Origin of the sequence: Candidatus Thiosymbion oneisti (assembly GCF_004359955.1) — a bacterium.
GTDB classification, from domain to species: domain Bacteria; phylum Pseudomonadota; class Gammaproteobacteria; order Chromatiales; family Chromatiaceae; genus Thiosymbion; species Thiosymbion oneisti.
Genome location: NZ_SMSC01000011.1, coordinates 90046 through 107629 on the forward strand (window position 1 = coordinate 90046; position 17584 = coordinate 107629).

Annotated in this window: 13 protein-coding genes; 5 read left to right on the plus strand and 8 right to left on the minus strand. The window is 58.2% G+C overall.

From position 1 onward, the window contains the following. Nucleotides 1-152 precede the first annotated feature (152 nt). From metG to E1958_RS08070, 4 genes are all read left to right on the plus strand, one after another. Nucleotides 153-2225: a methionine--tRNA ligase gene (gene metG / locus E1958_RS08055; protein WP_341534730.1), complete on the plus strand. Its 2073-nt coding sequence runs from the start codon at nucleotides 153-155 to the stop codon at nucleotides 2223-2225. 49 nt (nucleotides 2226-2274) lie between these two features. Continuing rightward, entirely contained in the window at nucleotides 2275-2502 is a 228-nt protein-coding gene (locus tag E1958_RS08060) for a hypothetical protein (protein WP_133511426.1), read from the plus strand. 494 nt (nucleotides 2503-2996) lie between these two features. Beyond that, complete coding sequence (locus E1958_RS08065; RefSeq protein ID WP_133511427.1) at nucleotides 2997-3977, plus strand: hypothetical protein; 981 nt, start codon at nucleotides 2997-2999, stop codon at nucleotides 3975-3977. Continuing rightward, nucleotides 3974-6421: a tetratricopeptide repeat protein gene (locus tag E1958_RS08070; RefSeq protein ID WP_165741685.1), complete on the plus strand. Its 2448-nt coding sequence runs from the start codon at nucleotides 3974-3976 to the stop codon at nucleotides 6419-6421. Before E1958_RS08065 ends, E1958_RS08070 begins: the two co-directional genes overlap by 4 nt. Before the next feature lie 346 nt (nucleotides 6422-6767). On the opposite strand, the gene E1958_RS08075 is transcribed toward E1958_RS08070, so the two are convergent. After that, nucleotides 6768-7910 carry a 2'-deoxycytidine 5'-triphosphate deaminase gene (locus tag E1958_RS08075; protein WP_133511429.1) on the minus strand — a complete coding sequence of 381 codons (1143 nt, stop codon included), beginning with the start codon at nucleotides 7908-7910 and terminating at the stop codon, nucleotides 6768-6770. 294 nt (nucleotides 7911-8204) lie between these two features. On the opposite strand from E1958_RS08075, the gene E1958_RS08080 reads away from it, so the two are divergent. After that, nucleotides 8205-8426, plus strand: coding sequence for a hypothetical protein (locus E1958_RS08080; RefSeq protein ID WP_133511430.1), 222 nt, complete (start codon nucleotides 8205-8207; stop codon nucleotides 8424-8426). A gap of 246 nt (nucleotides 8427-8672) precedes the next feature. Here the strand turns inward: E1958_RS08080 and E1958_RS08085 are convergent, their stop codons facing one another. The 7 genes from E1958_RS08085 to E1958_RS08115 all read right to left on the minus strand — a co-directional run bounded on the left by E1958_RS08085 (nucleotide 8673) and on the right by E1958_RS08115 (nucleotide 17566). After that, entirely contained in the window at nucleotides 8673-9389 is a 717-nt protein-coding gene (locus E1958_RS08085) for a class I SAM-dependent methyltransferase (protein WP_133511431.1), read from the minus strand. Between the two features lie 223 nt (nucleotides 9390-9612). Further along, complete coding sequence (locus tag E1958_RS08090; RefSeq protein WP_133511432.1) at nucleotides 9613-10488, minus strand: prepilin peptidase; 876 nt, start codon at nucleotides 10486-10488, stop codon at nucleotides 9613-9615. A gap of 88 nt (nucleotides 10489-10576) precedes the next feature. Next, nucleotides 10577-12634: a PhoX family protein gene (locus E1958_RS08095; RefSeq protein ID WP_133511433.1), complete on the minus strand. Its 2058-nt coding sequence runs from the start codon at nucleotides 12632-12634 to the stop codon at nucleotides 10577-10579. A 626-nt stretch (nucleotides 12635-13260) separates the two neighbouring features. Beyond that, the gene (locus E1958_RS21955) at nucleotides 13261-13791 is read right to left on the minus strand and encodes a group II intron maturase-specific domain-containing protein (protein WP_133511434.1); all 531 of its coding nucleotides are present in this window, start codon (nucleotides 13789-13791) and stop codon (nucleotides 13261-13263) included. Nucleotides 13792-13821: 30 nt separating this feature from the next. Next, the gene (locus E1958_RS08105; RefSeq protein WP_133511435.1) at nucleotides 13822-14544 is read right to left on the minus strand and encodes a PaeR7I family type II restriction endonuclease; all 723 of its coding nucleotides are present in this window, start codon (nucleotides 14542-14544) and stop codon (nucleotides 13822-13824) included. Next, entirely contained in the window at nucleotides 14541-15524 is a 984-nt protein-coding gene (locus E1958_RS08110; RefSeq protein ID WP_133511436.1) for a DNA-methyltransferase, read from the minus strand. The genes E1958_RS08105 and E1958_RS08110 overlap by 4 nt, the downstream gene beginning before the upstream one ends. A 254-nt stretch (nucleotides 15525-15778) precedes the next feature. Next, entirely contained in the window at nucleotides 15779-17566 is a 1788-nt protein-coding gene (locus E1958_RS08115) for a BatD family protein (protein WP_133511437.1), read from the minus strand. Between the last annotated feature and the right edge of the window lie 18 nt (nucleotides 17567-17584).

Sequence of the window (17584 nt, forward strand, 5' to 3'; positions counted from 1 at the left end):
TTCCTGGAATCCTCAGTGTATCTGCCCCGTTTCTCATGCCGACCAGGCAAGTATTCATACGCAAAGATCTTCTGTCTGGGTACCCTTGGCGGGTGCCCATCATCAACTCATTTTTGACTTGGCATCCATTCTAATGGGAGCCTTATGGATCCATCCATCGGACCTGCCCCGCTATGAAAAACAAGCGAGACATCCTGGTTACCAGCGCCCTGCCCTACGCCAACGGTCCCATCCACGTCGGTCACCTGGTGGAATACGTTCAGACGGACATCTGGGTCCGCTTCCAGAAGATGCGCGGGCATCGCTGCTATTACGTCTGTGCCGACGACGCCCACGGCACGCCCATCATGCTGCGTGCCCGCCAGGACCGCATCGAGCCCGAGGAGCTAATCGCGCGGGTGGCGGAGGAACACAGGGCGGACTTCGCGGACTTCCGCATCGGCTTCGACAACTATCATTCGACCCACTCGCCGGAGAACCGTCACTACGCCTGCCTGGTCTATGAGCGCAACCGGGACCAGGGCCATATCGCCAGCCGCACCATCACCCAGGCCTACGACCCGGTGGAGGGGATATTTCTGCCGGACCGCTTCATCACGGGCGAGTGCCCCAAGTGCGGGACCCCCGAGCAGTATGGGGACAACTGTGAGGCCTGCGGCGCCAGCTACTCCCCGTCCGAGCTCAAGAACCCCCGCTCTGCCGTCTCCGGTGCCCAGCCGGAGGAGCGCGCGTCCGAACACTACTTCTTCCGGCTCGGGGATTTCGAGGCCCAACTCAAGCAGTGGACCCGCAGCGGCAGCCTGCAGAAGGAGGTCGCCAACAAGCTCGACGAGTGGTTCAAAGCGGGCCTCAAGGAATGGGACATCTCGCGCGACGCCCCCTACTTTGGATTCGAGATCCCGGACCACCCGGGCAAATTTTTCTATGTGTGGCTGGACGCCCCCATCGGCTACATGGCCAGCTTCCAAAACCTGTGCGATCGGACGGATGGCCTCGCCTTCGACGACTTCTGGGGCCTCGCTGCGGACGCCGAGATCTACCACTTTATCGGCAAGGACATCATCTACTTCCATGCCCTGTTCTGGCCGGCCATGCTGCACGGTGCGGGGTTCCGCACGCCGACGGCGATCTTCGCCCACGGCTTCCTCACGGTGGATGGGCAGAAGATGTCCAAATCCCGTGGCACCTTCATCAAGGCCCGCACCTACCTGGACCACCTGAATCCGGAGTACCTGCGCTACTACTTCGCCGCCAAGCTGGGTCCCGGCGTCGAGGACATCGACCTCAACCTGGAGGACTTCGCCCTGCGGGTCAACGCGGACCTGGTAGGCAAGGTGGTGAACATCGCCAGCCGCTGCGCCGGGTTTATCAGTAAGCGCTACGATGGTCGGCTATCGCCACGTCCCGCCGAGCCGGCGCTATTCGCCGAGTTCGTGCGCGCCGGCGCCTCCATCGCCGAGGCCTACGAAGGCCGGGAGTTCAGCCGTGCCGCGCGGGAGATCATGGTCCTGGCCGACCGCGCCAATCGGTATATCGACGAGCGGGCCCCCTGGGTAGTGGCCAAAGCGGCGGACCGCATGCAGGAGCTGCAAGACATCTGCTCCGTGGGGCTGAACCTGTTTCGGGTCCTGATCGGCTACTTAGCTCCCATTCTGCCCGGCACCACAGAGGCCGCGGAGGATTTCCTGCGCATACCGCCCCTGACCTGGGATGTGCTCTCCGAGCCGCTGGTAGACCACGAGATCAGCAAGTTCAAACCCCTGATGACCAGGGTCGAGCCCAAGCAGATCCGGGCCATGGTGGAGGCATCCAAAGCGGATCTTGCCGGTGCGGACACCGATGAGACCCACGCCCGCACGCCGCGCACCGAAGGGTATCTGGCCCGGGCCCCGATTGCGGATACCATCGAGTTCGACGATTTTGCCAAGATCGACCTGCGAGTCGCACGCATCGCCGCTGCGGACCATGTGGAGGGGGCCGACAAGCTGTTGCGACTCGTCCTCGATCTGGGCGGCGAGACCCGGACCATCTTGGCCGGCATCCGTGCCGCCTACGACCCCGCCGACCTGGTAGGCCGGCACACGGTCATGGTCGCTAACCTGGCCCCGCGCAAGATGCGCTTCGGAGTATCCGAAGGCATGGTCCTGGCCGCGGGACCCGGCGGCAAGGACCTCTTCATCCTGAGCCCGGACCAAGGCGCGGAACCGGGGATGAAGATCAAATAACCGGCGTTTCCCCAGTCAGCAAGGCATCCGAAGCAGCGGATCAGTCCACATGAATCAATCCGAATCGATCCCTGACCCGGCCACGCAACTCGCCGAGGCCCGCGCCCGGCGAGATAGGCTGGTGCAATCCCTACTCGCCATGAATGGGGGCAATCCCAATCTCTACGCCGCGATGGGCCGCAACGAAGGCTACGACAGCCTGCTCTGCGCCCTGCGTGGAGAACAGGCGGCCATAGAAACGCTGAGTCGGATTCAAGACTTGGATGCGAAGAAATGACGGGTTGTCGGACGCGTAGGGAGTGAGTCAGGACGAGCGCGTATAAATTGCTTACTCGACTAGTACATCGTTTCAACAAAAATAGCATGTTAAAACCACTCCCTGTCATTTCGAGCGAAGCGAGAAATCCTTGTCCCGACGAAGGAGGAATCTTGTGACTTTGTGGTTGCCTCATCGCTAAAGATCCCTCGCTACGCTCGGGACAAGGATCTCTCCCTTCGGTCGAGATGACAGAGACCAGTTTTACTATAAAATTATTGTGAAACAGGGTATTAGTGGAAGGGAGAATACTGTGACCCCGCGCCTCAAAGAGCTGGAAGACCTACTCTCAGGCTCCCACGCTCCAGCGTGGGAGCAGGTCCAGACGCTCTAGCGTCATGAAACCTTGGCCGCTGGAGCGGCCACACTTGCGTTCCCACGCTGGAGCGTGGGAACGAGCAGACTACCCACTACCCACTACCGATTTCTTATCGACTGATGGAAGCGAGCATGCCGTGACCCCACGCTTTAAGGAACTGGAAGACCTGCTCAAAGACGGCTGTGCGAGCGGCGATCTCACACGCGCGGCCTATTGCGGCAATTACCTGTTCGAGGAGCGGGTTCTTCACCGACGACAAACAAACTACGAGGAGGCGTTGCAGGGCCAGACGTCCGATTTCGATGCCTGGGACCTTTGGCACCGCGACCGGTATCTCCCGCGGGCAATCCACCGCGAGGTGCCGGAAACCTTCACCACTCTCAACGCCTCTGCCGCCCACTCGGGCGATCTCCAGGAGGACCAACGGCTGGTCAGGATCGAGAACCTCAAGTACGCCCTGCACGAGACGGGCCTGACCATCGCCGAGTTGCAGGAGATCCTGGCGGTAGCGACCAACAAGGCGCCGGCCGGCAAGTATGACGCAATCGATGCCCAGGCCGCCTTGGAAGACATCTGCGCTTCACTGAACCGCAATCCCCATTCAATCCGCCCACGCTTCGCGGGCTTCTTCCAAGATGTGGAAGACACAATCGACAAGCCGGATTGGGCCAACCAGGCCCGCGACCGCTTCGGGCTGGCGCACTTCGACCCCAAACCGGGCGAGACCATGCCCGTCGCGCTCATGAGCTATCCGGTGCGGGACCTACTCCAAGCCGCCCGCAAACAGACCGAGGCCGTGCATCCTGTGTGCGTGCCCACCGTGCTGGACCATGAATTCACGGCCTGTTTCCTGCCCGCCCCACGTCAGTTGCCCTATGGACGTACCCTGCAATTAATGGGCGACCCGGAGTGTGAGCATAAGATCGCGGAGGTCCTGCACCTGCGTTTCGCATACCGACCCGAGCACATCCATAAGGTCGGGGTGGTCACCGAGCCGGTGACGGCCCTGCGCAATCCGGGGCTCGATTCCCTGCGCGCGGACCATCTCTTTTGCCTAAAATACGAGAGTGGCCGGGACGATTTCGGCCAATTACCCACCGAATGGACCGATCCATGAATATGCCCTTGGCAACCGACCATACCCCCGCGTGGTTAGCGCGCTTTCGGGTAGAGCCCAAGGCCGCCCTCGACGCGATGCTGCGCGGCCTGGCCCGGGTCCCACCCTATGAGCGGGCGGCACCGCCGGACATCCTGGACCGCCTGTTCGGGGGCCTGCCGGCGGACGACCCGGATCTGTGCCTGCTCGACGAGACCCTGCGCGACTGGCTTGCTGCCCGCCGCATGGACATGGACCCGGAACGGCATGCGGAATACGGCCTGTCACGTTTCGTCACCGAGACCATGGGCGCCTTGTCCACCATCTGGCTACTGGATCTGCCCCGCAGTGGTGCCTGGATTCAGGACAACTTCCTGGAGCTGACCCGCCGGGTCGGGCCCCTGCGCTTGTCCGAGGCCTGGGACCTGCCGCGGGCCCTGACCCAGGCCGCCGCCCTCACCCAGACCGACCAGCGCCTACGTTTTTACTGGCTGCGCCTGTGCAAGGACGCCGCACGCCCCTCCTTGCGGGATATGATCGACCCGGCCCTGAGTGGCCTGAGCAATCTACCGGACGCCAAGGGGCATGGCGCCAGCCCCGAGCTCATCGCGGGTCTGGCCCGCTTCGGTGCGGGATTGGCATCGACACCGCGGGACCAGCGGGACTTCCTGCGCCGCTGGCGGGCGCTCAAGGCCCGCTTTCCGCGCACCGGCAAGACCTGGCGCGGGCTGTGGCAGGCGCCACTGACCAATCGGCAATATCGGGACCAGCCCTTCATTGACTGGCTGAAAGAATCGGAGCCGGCGCTGCGCGGTAAATGGACGGGAAAGCCTCCTGCTCCGCCGACGAAGCAACAACTCGATGGTCTTTTCCAACGATTAAGGCGGGGCGAGCGAGCGACCCTGTTACCGGAGATCCAGCGCGTGCTGGACGGATACGAACACCATGCCGAGGCCACCGGCGATGATTATTTCTTCGTCCGCTCCGCCTGCAACCTAGGCAAGGCGGTGCTGCCTTGGGCGCCGGGCTATGCCCTCGCCTGGGCGCGCGATGCCCTCCGCTGGTCCCCGAACGACAGCCACGCTTGGGATCTGCGCGGCAGCGCCCTGAATCGCCTCGGCCACCCCGACATCGCCCAGGCCGTCTACTGGGAGGCGGTTCGCCGCCTACCGGACAACGCCGTGGTCCGCAACCAGCTCGCTCGGCTCCTGGTGGACCAGGGACGGGAATCGGAAGCAGAGAATCTGTTCCGGGAGGCCCATACGCGCGATCCAGATGATGCAGTCGCCCCCAACGAGCTGGCCCGCCTGTTGGCCCACACCGGTCGCGAAGCCGAGGCGGAAGTCCTGTTCCGGGAAACCTATGCGCGCGATCCAGGTGATGCGGTCGCCCGCGTCGAGCTGGCCCGGCTGCTGGCCCGCACCGGCCGCCAAGGCGAGGCGGAGGCACTGCTGCGCCGGACTTTCCAAGACCTCCCGGATGATCCGATCGCTCCCTACCTCCTGGCCCAATATCTGATCGCCTGGGGCCGCCCGGAGGAGGCCGCCGCGGTGCACACCCACTACGTACAGACCTTCGGTGAGGACGAACGGAGCACCGTCCTCCGGCGTCTGCTGGATGCCGGCGCCGAGAGTGTCGCCGAGGTACGGCAACAGCTAGCCGACCACGACCCATATGCGGAACCCGATATGGAGTCCGTCGCATCGGATGCCAAGGCTACCGAATGCCAGGCAGTACGGGAAGCGGGAGACTGGGGTGCCCTGCCTCCGGAGCCCGGTATGTACCCTGTCAGGTCGGACGCCGAGATCGCCGAGTACGAGGCGGTACGGGAGAAGGAAGCACACGATGCCCTGTACCCGGAGCCCGGTACGCAATCCGTCGAGTCGGATGCTGAGACCACCAACCGCGCGGCGGCGCTGGAGGGGGAAAAGCGCGGCGCCCCGTTCCTGCGCCGCGCCGCCGGTGCCGGCCGGGCCGATCTCTTGTTTCGCATCCGGGATGCCGCAACCGCTGAACAGACCCTCGCCGAGCTACTCGCGGACGATCCGGGGGATCTCTATCCCCAGGTGGTGTGGGCCCTGCATGTGCCTGGACGCCGCACCGCGCTCGCCGGGCACTACCGTGAGGCCCTCGGCGCCCTGGCCCCTCACCTGGCGGCGGCGGGGCCGGAGACGCCTACCTCCCACTGGGAACACCTGTACGAGGCATTTCCGGAACGCCGGAGGCTGATCGACTTTACCCGCCTGATGCGCTCCGGCTACGAGGAAGCGGTAGCCACACGGCTGGGGGACTGGATCGCCGGCGAGGAAGATGACGCCGACGCCTTTCTTCGGGCCTGCCTCAAGAAGACCGTCGCGGAGGATGGGTGCATCGACCCTGCCGCGCCGGGGCTCGAGGATCTTCTCAACGCCGGCATCCTCGCTGCGGTGGACCTGGGCGACGGCATCCTCGGCCAAGCCGCTTGACGACGCCCCTGCCTTTATACCGCCTCTACCGACGGTTGATGCCTCTGTGGAGCCGCAGAGGTGTTGAGAGGCTGTCTAGAAATTAATACACTGATTTTATTGGTTTTCAGTTGGAAAACTGTAAATTTCGGTCGTTTCGTACCAAACCATCGATTCTCCTTAGGTTCCTTAAGCCCCTTATTTTTTGCCGCAAATAGACGCAAATTTAAGCAGTGATCTTCATTTGCGTTCATTCGCGTTCATTTGCGGCTGAATCCTTCGGCAAGCAGTTAAGACCAAGGTATCTTGATTTTTTAGACAGTCTCTAAGGCTATGCAGGCCGGTGAGATATGCGGGTTAATGGTACTCATGGACCTCGAACAAAATGTTTACTCAGTGTGAGCCCTTGATTGTAATATGACGATCCAAGCTCCCTGCCGTATAGGCGGTCCGGTACCTGCATCATTCTTTCGTATATCATCCTCGCTACAATTTGTCCATGTTGCAGAGAAAAGGGTACGTAGTGGGCCTTTACTTCGAGAACGGCGCGCACTCCTTGGATGTTACCATCACCGAACCCGGGATCGAAAAAACCGGCGTAATGAGCCCTGAACTCCCCAATAACCGGATCGAAGGCAATCATCTCGGCGGCGTAATCGGGTGGAATCCTGACCAACTCTTTGGAGGCAAGTATGTAGAAGTGATTTGGCTCGATTATGATTCGGCCGTCCATGGGCCTTGCTATTGATTTCCAGAATTTCTCGGTCTCGTAGTGGTTCGTCTTACTAATATCGATCACAGCGGAAGTACTTCTCGCAATGTATCCGACAGGTCCCGAATCATTGCCTAACTCAAGGTCTATTGAAAGCGTAAGCCCCTTATCGACGTTCGCGTCAATGACGGTACCGTCATTGGCATAGACCAGTCCTTGGCTTTTATGGAGGTCGCGAATACTCCTGTCCGACGGAGATGGGGAACCGACAACAAATCGTAACTGATTCAGCGTGGCTCCATGATGAACGCGGACCGAAAAGGATCGCGGAGAAATCTCTGCATACAAGGGCCCTATGTAGGCTTCCGGGACGCGATCAAACTCCACGCCATAATCCGTAATCAGCCTCGTGAAGATATCCAATCGCCCGGTACTGCTTTTCGGATTGGCTTTTCCCGATACTTTCTTAGGAAGCCTCATCCGTTCCATAAGCGGTACTATATAGACGTGGTTACGCTCGAATATTTGCGGAGACGAAAGGTCGAGCGGGACGACGTCGTCTCCTTGCCGCTCCAGGCAAGCGAGGACAGTGGATTTCGGGCCCGGCAAGAAACCAGCCCTGACGCGGTACGCCTGTGTCCCCAACCTGAGATCCAAACTCGATGGCTGGAGTTGGGCCGGTTCGATTGGCTGGTCCGATAATATGTACCGGTCAATGGCATCTTTAATCTGTTGTACCGGCATCACACCGGTAGTCGCCACCCTATCTGAAAAGAGTGTCAGGTTGGGGTTTGCCATATTGCTCCTACTGGTTCTTAGAGGCTGTCTAAAAAGACAGCCTCATGAGTTGTGGTCTTTCAGGGATGTACGACACCCAAAGCCCCTCGCCCCCTTGGGAGGGTATCGCAAAAGTCCTTTCGAACCACAGAGAACACAGAGAAAGGCACAGGCCAATTCTCTGTGTTCTCTGTGGTTAAACTTCACGGACTGATAGCTAACGCCACCGTTTTTGCGACACTCTCCTTGGGGGAAGGTGTCGTAAAAGCCCCGCTCCCGGTCTCTGGTTCCCACGCAGCGCATGGGAACGAGAAAATGTCGGCGATCCCAGGGGCCGACAACATGTCGGCGGTCCCAGGGGCCGACAAAGTCGGCGGTTGCGGGGACGCTGGGACCGCCGTCTTTCAGACGGCTTACGCACCCCATGACCAGCTGTCGGCAACGGTCAGAGCAGACGCCTTGTGGGCCGCACCGGATAACGCCGGACCGCCGGCAGGTTCGGTTCCCGTGTATACGCAATGGTGGACACCAGCCTGATGCTCTGTGCGGCGCGGAGCTTCCGCGTTCCCACGCGGCGCGTGGGAACGAGAACGAACACAGAGAAAGGTACAGGCCAATTCTCTGTGTCCTCTGTGGTTAAACTTCACGGACTGATAGCTAACGCCACCGTTTTTGCGGCACTCTCCTTGGGGGAGAGGGGTTGGAGAGAGGGTGATCTAAACAATCCCGCACTCGATCTCGATCGTTTGTAGTAACCCAGCCTACGATGTTGGGGTTCGTCCCTCACCTTAACCTACTGTGCTTTCTTGAGACATACAAAGAATACAAATCATACTTATCTTTAAAGGGTTTTTTTATATTGATGAATCCATTTTTACTCATATTTTCCATGTGAAAATCTTCATTTTCAGGCATGTCATAATTATTTATATGATTTATAATAATATCCATTTCATTACCATTAATCTGCTTCCAATTTTTGCGTAAGATACGGTATGTTCTTGTTTTATATTCAACTTGAGACTCTCCTATATTCGATTCGATATCATAAAATATGAAGACGCCAAGATCGGATAGAAGATTGGATACAAGAGAAAAGAACTTTTCCTTTTTTTCTCTATTCAAGTGATGCAATGAATATCCAGAAATTACCACATCGAAACCACCCGTCAATTTCTCAAGCTCAACGAAAAAATCACCATTGATATGCCTTGCATCCCCCTTGCAACTGCTCAAGTTTTTTTCAGAAAATCGAATCGCATCTTTAGCCGTATCTATTCCCAAATATTGAAAATTCAGGGCCTTATCGATACTGGATACCAATACATGAGAATCGCCACACCCTAAATCAAGTACGGATATATCCTTCAAATCATAAATCTCTTGCCTGACGATATCGATTATTTCTGCATGAAACATATAATTATATTTTATGACTTTTCGATATATGTTCCATTGTTCGAAGTAAGCCACATCCCCGGTGTTTTCTTTACCCTCCATATTCAAAACCTCCAATTATGAATTCGAATGTCTACGGACAACTTACCATCGGCAAAGGAAACGGGAAATCACGATATTCCGTTTCCGCACCGCAAAAGCCTACGGATGGGCTTTTGCGACATTCTCTTCGGGAGAGGGCGGGGGTGAGGGGGAAATTCAAAAGCTCGGATTGTGCCGTGTGACAGTATCTCTCGGAAGTCCTTCCGCTATCGAAGCCACGAGTTTACGCCAATCCCACCCATTGGAGGTAGGCGCGATTGATTGCATCTCCCCACATGAGGCCGATCCAGCCCGCAGCCGCTAGATAAGGACCGAAGGGGATGGGTATCCGAGGGTCCCGCCTCCGCACCAGGATCAAGGTAGTGCCCACCAAGGCCCCGACGCACGCGGAGAGCAGGATGATCTGGGGCAGGTACTGCCAACCCAACCAGGCCCCGAGCATGGCGAGCAGCTTGAAATCGCCGAATCCCATGCCCTCTTTGCCCGTCAGCAGGCGGAACAGGTGGAAGAAGCTCCACAGGCTGAGATACCCCAAAACGACCCCGAGAATAGCGGAACGGCTATCGGTAAACCAACCGCCGAGGCTCAACAGAAGGCCCAACCATAGGGTGGGCAAGGTGATGACATCAGGCAGCAATCGGGTATCCAGGTCGATGACCGCCAATACAATCAGGCACCAGGTCAGGACCAGGGCGGCAGCGCCCTCCCAGCCGATACCGAAGCGCCAGACCACCAGGACGGACAGCAGCGCCGTGCCAGCCTCTACCAGGGGACAACGCAGGCCGATCGCCCCACCACAGGATGAACAACGTCCGTGTAGGACCAGATAGCTCAAGAGCGGGATGTTCTCCAGCGCCCGTATCCGGTGGCCACAATGGCGACAGCGGGAAGGGGGATACACAAGCGATAGGCGTGGTCCTTGTGGCGCCGCTGCTTCCTTTCCGGTCAAGGCCGCGCACTCCTGACGCCAGTCATACTCCAGCATCTTGGGCAGACGGTAGATGACGACATTCAGAAAGCTGCCGACAACCAGCGAGAACAGGGCGACTAGCCCATAGAGAAGGCCTGAGTTGTGCTCAAGCAGCGTGATCCAATCCATCGGTTATCCGTAGCGACCTGCAAACATCCCGCTGTTCCGGCCTGGATCGATTGACACTATCAGGGACCTGGTACTAACAACATTCCCATCAGTTTCCAATCACGCCTCCGTCGTCTTTGGTGATTACCACCACCGAGGGGCGCGGCGGCATCTCGGGGTTGAAATCCGGCCAGCGGGTGGCCGGGTCCTCGAAAGTGGAAGCGCGCGCAAAGCCGGGAAAGTCCTTGGTGCCGTCGGTTGCGGGGTGCTGGACCGCGACGAAGAGCGTTCGGCTATCAGGGGTGAAGCGGGGGCCGCACAGCTCCGCACCCACGGGGACACGGAAGAACATCTTGCCGGTGCCGCGGCCCTCGCCGTCCGTTGCGAGCGCCCAGATGCCGTCCGCGGTGCCCGATGCCTTCTTCCAGTTGTGACCCTGATCGGTGGTGACCCAGAGCCGGCCCTGGTGATCGACGGCGCAATTGTCGGGGCAGGAGAACCAACCGTTCTCGCTGGTGGCCGGGTTCCACATGGCGGCGACGCCCTCGACAGCCGGGTTTCCGGCCTTGATCAGGATGTCCCACCGGAAGCTGTCGGCGCTATGGTCGCCGTTGGCGGGGGTAAGCTCCAGGATATGCCCCCAGATGTTATTCGCCCGTGGGTTCGCCGGATCTGCCTGATCCGGATTGCGTTTGGAATTTCTGGTGAGCATTACATAGACGCGGTTGGTGTGGGAGTTAGGCTCCACGTCCTCGGGACGGTCCATGGGCGTAGCGCCGAGCACGCTGGCTGCACGCCGGGTCTCGATCAGCACATCCGCCTGGCTATGGAAGCCGTTTTCCGGGGTCAACCCCTTTGCACCGAAGGTCAGGGGCAGCCAGGTGAGGGTCCCGTCACGGTGGAACTTGGCGACAAATAGGGTACCCTCGTCCAGCAGATCCCGGTTCGCGGCGCGGTTGTCGGGATCGACCCGACCGGCGGAGACGAACTTATAAAGGTACTCGAAGCGCTGATCGTCCCCGGAATAAAGCACCAGGCGTCCATCGCCGTTGACGATGTTCTCGGCACCTTCATGCTTGAACCGGCCTAGTGCCGTGCGCTTGACTGGCGTAGACGCCGGATCCAGCGGATCCACTTCTACGATCCAACCGAAGCGGTTGGCCTCGTTCGGCTCGGCGTTGACATCGAAACGCTTGTGGAACTTCCCCCAGGCATAGTTTCTCTTCGGTACCCCGTAGCGGGCGTAGTTGGTCTTCTCGGGATGTTTCCCGACGCATTTGCTATCGGCACTAGACTTGCCGCCGTCATTGTCGACGGGGGTTTGTAGCAGGTGGTTTTCCAGATCCCCCAGGAAATAGCCGTGAAAGTTCTCCTCGGCCATCAGGTAGGTGCCCCAGGGGGTGATGCCACCGGCACAGTTGTTGATGGTGCCGATCACCTTTTTGCCCGTGGGGTCGGCGGAGGTCCGCAGGCGCGGGTGGCCCGCGGCAGGCCCGGAAACGGCCATCGGTGTGTTCAGGGCCGTGATGCGGCGCGCATATTTGCTGTCCGGGACTACCTGCCACTTGCCCTCCTGTTTCCTGGTCTCGATGATGGAACTGCCGTGACAGGCCATCTCGATATCGACGATCTCCCTGGTGACGCAACTGCCCTCTTTGCCCAGACCGGGAAACATCACTTCCTTGTTCGTATACTCGTGGTTGATACAGAGTAGGCCGTGTTCCGAGTTGTCGGAGCCCAAGGGTAAGGGGATGTAGCCGACGAAGTCGTTGTTGTAGCCGAATTGCTTGCGCTGGGCCTCGGCGCTCTGCCCGTTGGGATCGAACGGGGGAGCGTCAGGTAAAACCGGGTCCCCCCAGCGTATCAGTATGTCCGCGCCGTAGCCGGGGGCCACGTGGTGGGTCTCGTCCACCCCGTGCTCGATCTCGGAAAAGCCAAAGCGCGCGGCGGCAGGGTTGCCCTGCTCGCCACTGCCGGCCAACAGCGCCAGAGGACTTGCGGCAAGGGCGCTCATTGCCGTTACCCCCAAGGCGCCTTTGAGGACCGCCCTGCGATTGTAACGGGCATTGATGAGGTCACCGAGGGTTGCCTCGTCGGAGCTGTTCGTTGGTATGTCCTCCGAAGCGTCGTAGGCCTCGGAGCGGCAGGAGAACCGATCATCGATCATCGTTGGACTCTCTCGTGGGCTGCTGATTCTCGGGGATGGAGGATATAGGATGCGATGAGCGTAGCGAACCGCATCTCACAACCTGGGTACCCGCAAGGGGTGCCCCTACGAAAAATCTTTACGTCCTTCGCGCCTTTGTGGCTCGAATGATTCCGCTACTGCCGGGAGCTGGCAACTGGTAGCCGGTAGCAATTTCACACCACCGCAGCCAGCTTGAATAGATGACGACATTCAGAAAGCTGCCGACCGCGAGCGAGAACAGGACGACAAACCCAAAGAGAAGGCTCGGATTGTGCCTGAGCAACCTGATCCAATCCATCGGGTATCTGTAGCGATCTGCAAACATCCCGGTTTTCGGCCTGGACTGATCGACACTATCCGGGATCTCATACCCACATTCGCGAGATTCGGGTCTTCACGGAGAAGTTCGACTACCACATGGTCAAACGCTAACGCAGATACAGGCCCATCCACCAGCAGTACCCTAGCCCGCATATTTCACCGGGGTGGCTGAGAGGCTGTCTAAAAAAGGCTGTAGGCCAGAGTCAAGAGTGGGCTGGGTTGAGGTACGAAACCCAGCGTTTATGGGCCAGCCTGGTTTGCTGGGTCTCGTCCCTCGACCCAGCCTACCGATTTAAAATCAATGGATTAGTTTTTAGACAGCCTCTCAGGTGTCGCACCAAGCGGTGCTGGAGAAACCAGTTCATGGCTCGAAAGGCGGGACGACTCTGGCCGTTGCCGAAGTAATTCGCCCATCCTCGGACCTGACCATTGACCGGCCTAATCAGCTTGGGGATCAGAATCAGACTCCGTTCCGAGTTGATTATCCCCCGCCGCTTGCCGCGCGCTCGGGCACACGCCGCCGCAAGCACCTCGGGCCGCATGATTCGGTCATACCAGGTGTAAAACCGAAGGCTCTTTATGGATTCCAGACTGGTCGAAGAGGACGACAGTCGGTAGCACGATGACCGATGACGGAACAGGTAGCCTTTTCTCAACAATAACAGCAAGTTATACGCCGCCCCTCTGGCTTGCTGAGAAGGCAAATTTGCGCAAAATATCCTAACCAGTCTGGAATCCATAAAGAGCCAAACCGAAATCGCCGCTCCGGCTTTGCTTGTCAATCGGTTACCCGACTGACAATGACAGACAGGCATAGCCCCCCACCCTCTTAATTACACGGTTTTTCATTCATGCATCTTTACAAATGCCATTGTATGCGCACTCAAAGATGTTACAAACTTCTTGAAGTTGATTTCCCTGTTCGGTTCGGAATATTTACCCCTCACTCCCCCATCCCTGTCAGACAACAGCAAACAGGTCGCATCATATAATCGTTCACGCACTAAACGCTCACAGAATAGTTCATACCGTTTTACATAGGATGCTTTTTTGAATTCTTTAAACACTTTAAAATGGGGTTCCGATACCTGTACTGAGCTTTGAGACTTACAAGTATCTTCCAATAGTATCAACCAGCCTAGCCACGGTTTTTGTGAAGGCTTGAAGGCACCTTCACGGTACGCTGTCAAAACATCGATAGCGCTCCCTAATGCTTCTTCAACACGGTTGTTGAAGTTGTTACCGAATGAAGGGCCAACATGGGATTTGAATTCAACAGTAGCCAGCAGTTCTCCATCGACAACAGCGATCAAGTCCCAATCCTTTGTTGGCCTGAAATAACCCGGCAATACTGTTTTCTTAGTGAATATTGTATAGTCCGGCAACCCGGCACGTTCAAGGATGGTTGCCAGTAATTCAATAAAACCATCAAGTTGTGCACCGCCGGTTACAGCACTCCGACCACCCGCGTCTTTAACTCCAGTAGTCGAACCTTGTTTTTTGCCCTGTTCAAGTCGTGTCCTCCAGAAATGCTCTATTGCTTTTGACAGTTGGTCAGAATAATTCATGCTGTTTCTTTACTTGTTGTCGTATTGATTTCCGCACATGAGAAGAGTGATCTCGTCGCTCTGTGGATCCGCTTCTCGGCAGACTCGAAATACTGTGGATCAAGTTCTACCCCGATACTGTTTCTTCCCCACTTCGCAGCAGCTACTACTGTTGTACCCGTGCCCATAAATGGGTCTAATACAATATCTCCTACAAAGCTGAACATTCTAATCAAACGCTCCGCTAATTCTTCCGGGTATGGCGCTGGATGGTTTCTGGTCAATGCACCTGTGATACCAAACCATATGGACTGAAACCATTGTTTATGATTTTCATCGGAAATTACGGATAATACACGGGTTGCAACCGATGGTTTCCGGTAACCTCCATGTTTACGTTCCATCAGAATATATTCAATATCGTTCTTGATAACTCCATTCGGCTCATAGGGTTTGCCAAGAAATCCGGTACCATTGCCATTTGCTTCATATTGTGCGTTCGCAATCTTATACCAGATGATGGGAGCCAGGTTGTCATAGCCAATATTACGGCAGTGTTCTTGAATAGAGGCATGAAGTGGAATAACCGTATGCCTCCCTTTATTTTTTCTTCTGGATAGGCACACATCACCAACAACACATACGACCCTGCCGCCGGGAACCAGCACTCTGTAACAATGCGCCCATACCTTATCCAGTTCTTTTAGGAAGCGTTCATAGTTTTCTATACTCCCTAGTTGATCTTCATGATCTCGATACTTTTTGAGTGTCCAATACGGGGGCGAAGTTACCACAAGATGCACTGATTCATCAGGGATAAATGATAGCCCGCGTGAATCCGCTTGGAATAGATCATGGTGTGTGGGTATTTGTTGAATTGCAAATTCAATTTTATTTAACAGGCTTTCATCCTTAGCTATGCGGGGAATATCCGTCTGGGGATTTTCCAGATCGGTCAATTCATCAGGCAGAAAGCCCGAATGGTCTTGTTTGGTGGTCATAACATACTTGTGGGTATCCTGCAGAATTAGGTAGTGGTTAAAATTTAAATGGAAACATCGCCACTAGCAGTGGGTTGGGCACGCCACAAGCTGCACTCCCTCTCTCCCCGGGAGAGAGCCCGCGCCGAGCGCAGCGAGGGGGCCGGGGAGAGGGGATCAAATCAAGCAATGGGGCATAATGAACCACTCTACGCTAACCATTTAAAAATTTACCACTACCCCTGTATTTTCTTTAAGGTAGCCTCGATGTGCGCTCAGCCGGTCTGGGGATTGAGCGCGGGCAGGCGGGCTCGGGTCAGATGGAGCCCCCTGCCGCTCGAGCTGATAAGGCCGCGCCGGCGTCCTATCTGATTGTGGAACTGCTTTTTCCAGCGCGTGAAGTCGATATCCTGGTTACCGTAGAGGGCCCCGTCGAGCTGCTGCATGAGGCGCCCGAGCTGTTGCGGATCGGCACCGGGGCGCAACGCCAGGATCTTGCCGGTAATGCCCGGCAGCGGGGTCCGGGTATCGAACTGCAAGTGCCGGCGGGTCAGGTCCTGAAAGCGCTCGGCCCAGGCCGCGGGTTCATCTTCCTGGTTGGCCGCGTGGACGCAACGGAGGAACCGGGTGGACGGCGGCAAGGAGTTGCTCAATCGCGATTGGATGCGTCCGAACAGCGGTGTGGGGTCCATGCGCTTGGTCAGCTCCGCGGTGTTGGTCGCTACGGTCGTCACCAGCCTGGTCAGACCAGTGCCGAGGCGTTCACGCAGTGCCGGGCCTCCACCTGTCCCGACGGATACCCTGGGAGCACGCCTCTGGTACCAGACGCCCCCCCAGTAGCCGAGCAGGAGAAAGACGATTCCCGCCAGTGGTAGCCAGAACCAGCTTAAGCCCCCGCCCCCGGTGGTCGCGGCCGAAGGGGATAGGCCAAAGCGGCCGGTCTCACCGTCCACCTGGAGGGTATGGATGGGTAGCCCGGCGTATTCCTTGGTGCCGGTGGTGACATTCCACCAGGGGAGACGGATCTCCGGCAGCTGTAACCTGCCGCCGGCACGGGGTACCAGGGTGAAATACTCCGTCCGTCGGCCTTCAAGGCGACGCCCATCCTGAGACAGGTGGCCTTCGTTCAGGGTCTGTTCCCGATAGACCCGGAAATCCGGGGAACGCAACAGGGACTCCAGGCTGGACAGCTGGTCACCGGTGGCCCCGACCGCGGTGAGCTCCAGGGTCAGGGTAACCGGCTTGCCCTGCTCCACCTCCTGATCGCCGTCGAGCGTAGCCTTCAGGGTCAGGTCCTGCAGCGGGAGCCAGGGACGTACCGATGCCATCGCCGGGCGTACCTGCAAGCGTGTGGTCTCCACGCTGGTGGCCTCGAAACGCCGATTGCCGGTCGGTCCGTATCCGAGGCCGTTTCCGTATAAGGTACCGGTAACCCGCAGGGGTGGGACCTCGATGGTTCCCGCACGCAACGGCGTGAGGATATAGACGAACTCGTTGACGATCTCCCGGCTACCCTGTGCACCCGTGCGCGAGTATGCCTTGGGGTCTCCGATCTTCTGCAGCAGCACGTCGTTGCTGTTCGGCAACTCCGGGGTGGCGGTGGCCAGGTTGCGATCGCTGACCACCCGCAGCTTGAGCAGGACGTTTTCCTGCACGTAAGGCTGATGGTCGCTCAGCTCCAGCTCTACCACCAGTGGCTCGGCCCGTCGCGCCGCCGGTTGGCCATAAGGCGCCTGGTACTGTCCCGGCCAACCGTACTGGTAGCCTGGTCTTTGCCCCGGCATCTGATGCGGCGGCGTCCCCGGTGGTTGGTTCGACGGCTGTCCCGGCATCCAGCGCGACGGTGCCCCTGGTGGTTGCCCGGGTGGTTGATAACCCGGCGGGATGCCGCGGGCGTTGCTCGAATCCTGGGGTCGGTACTGCCAGGATTCAGGCCCCTGCGGTGGCCGCTGATCACGACCGGACGCACCCGGAAAGGGGGCGGTGAAGGTGAAGGCCTGCACCTCGACCGTTGCTGCGAGCAGGATCAGGATCAAGAGGTAGAGAGTGTTAAGCTGGCGCATGTGGAACTACGAATCACG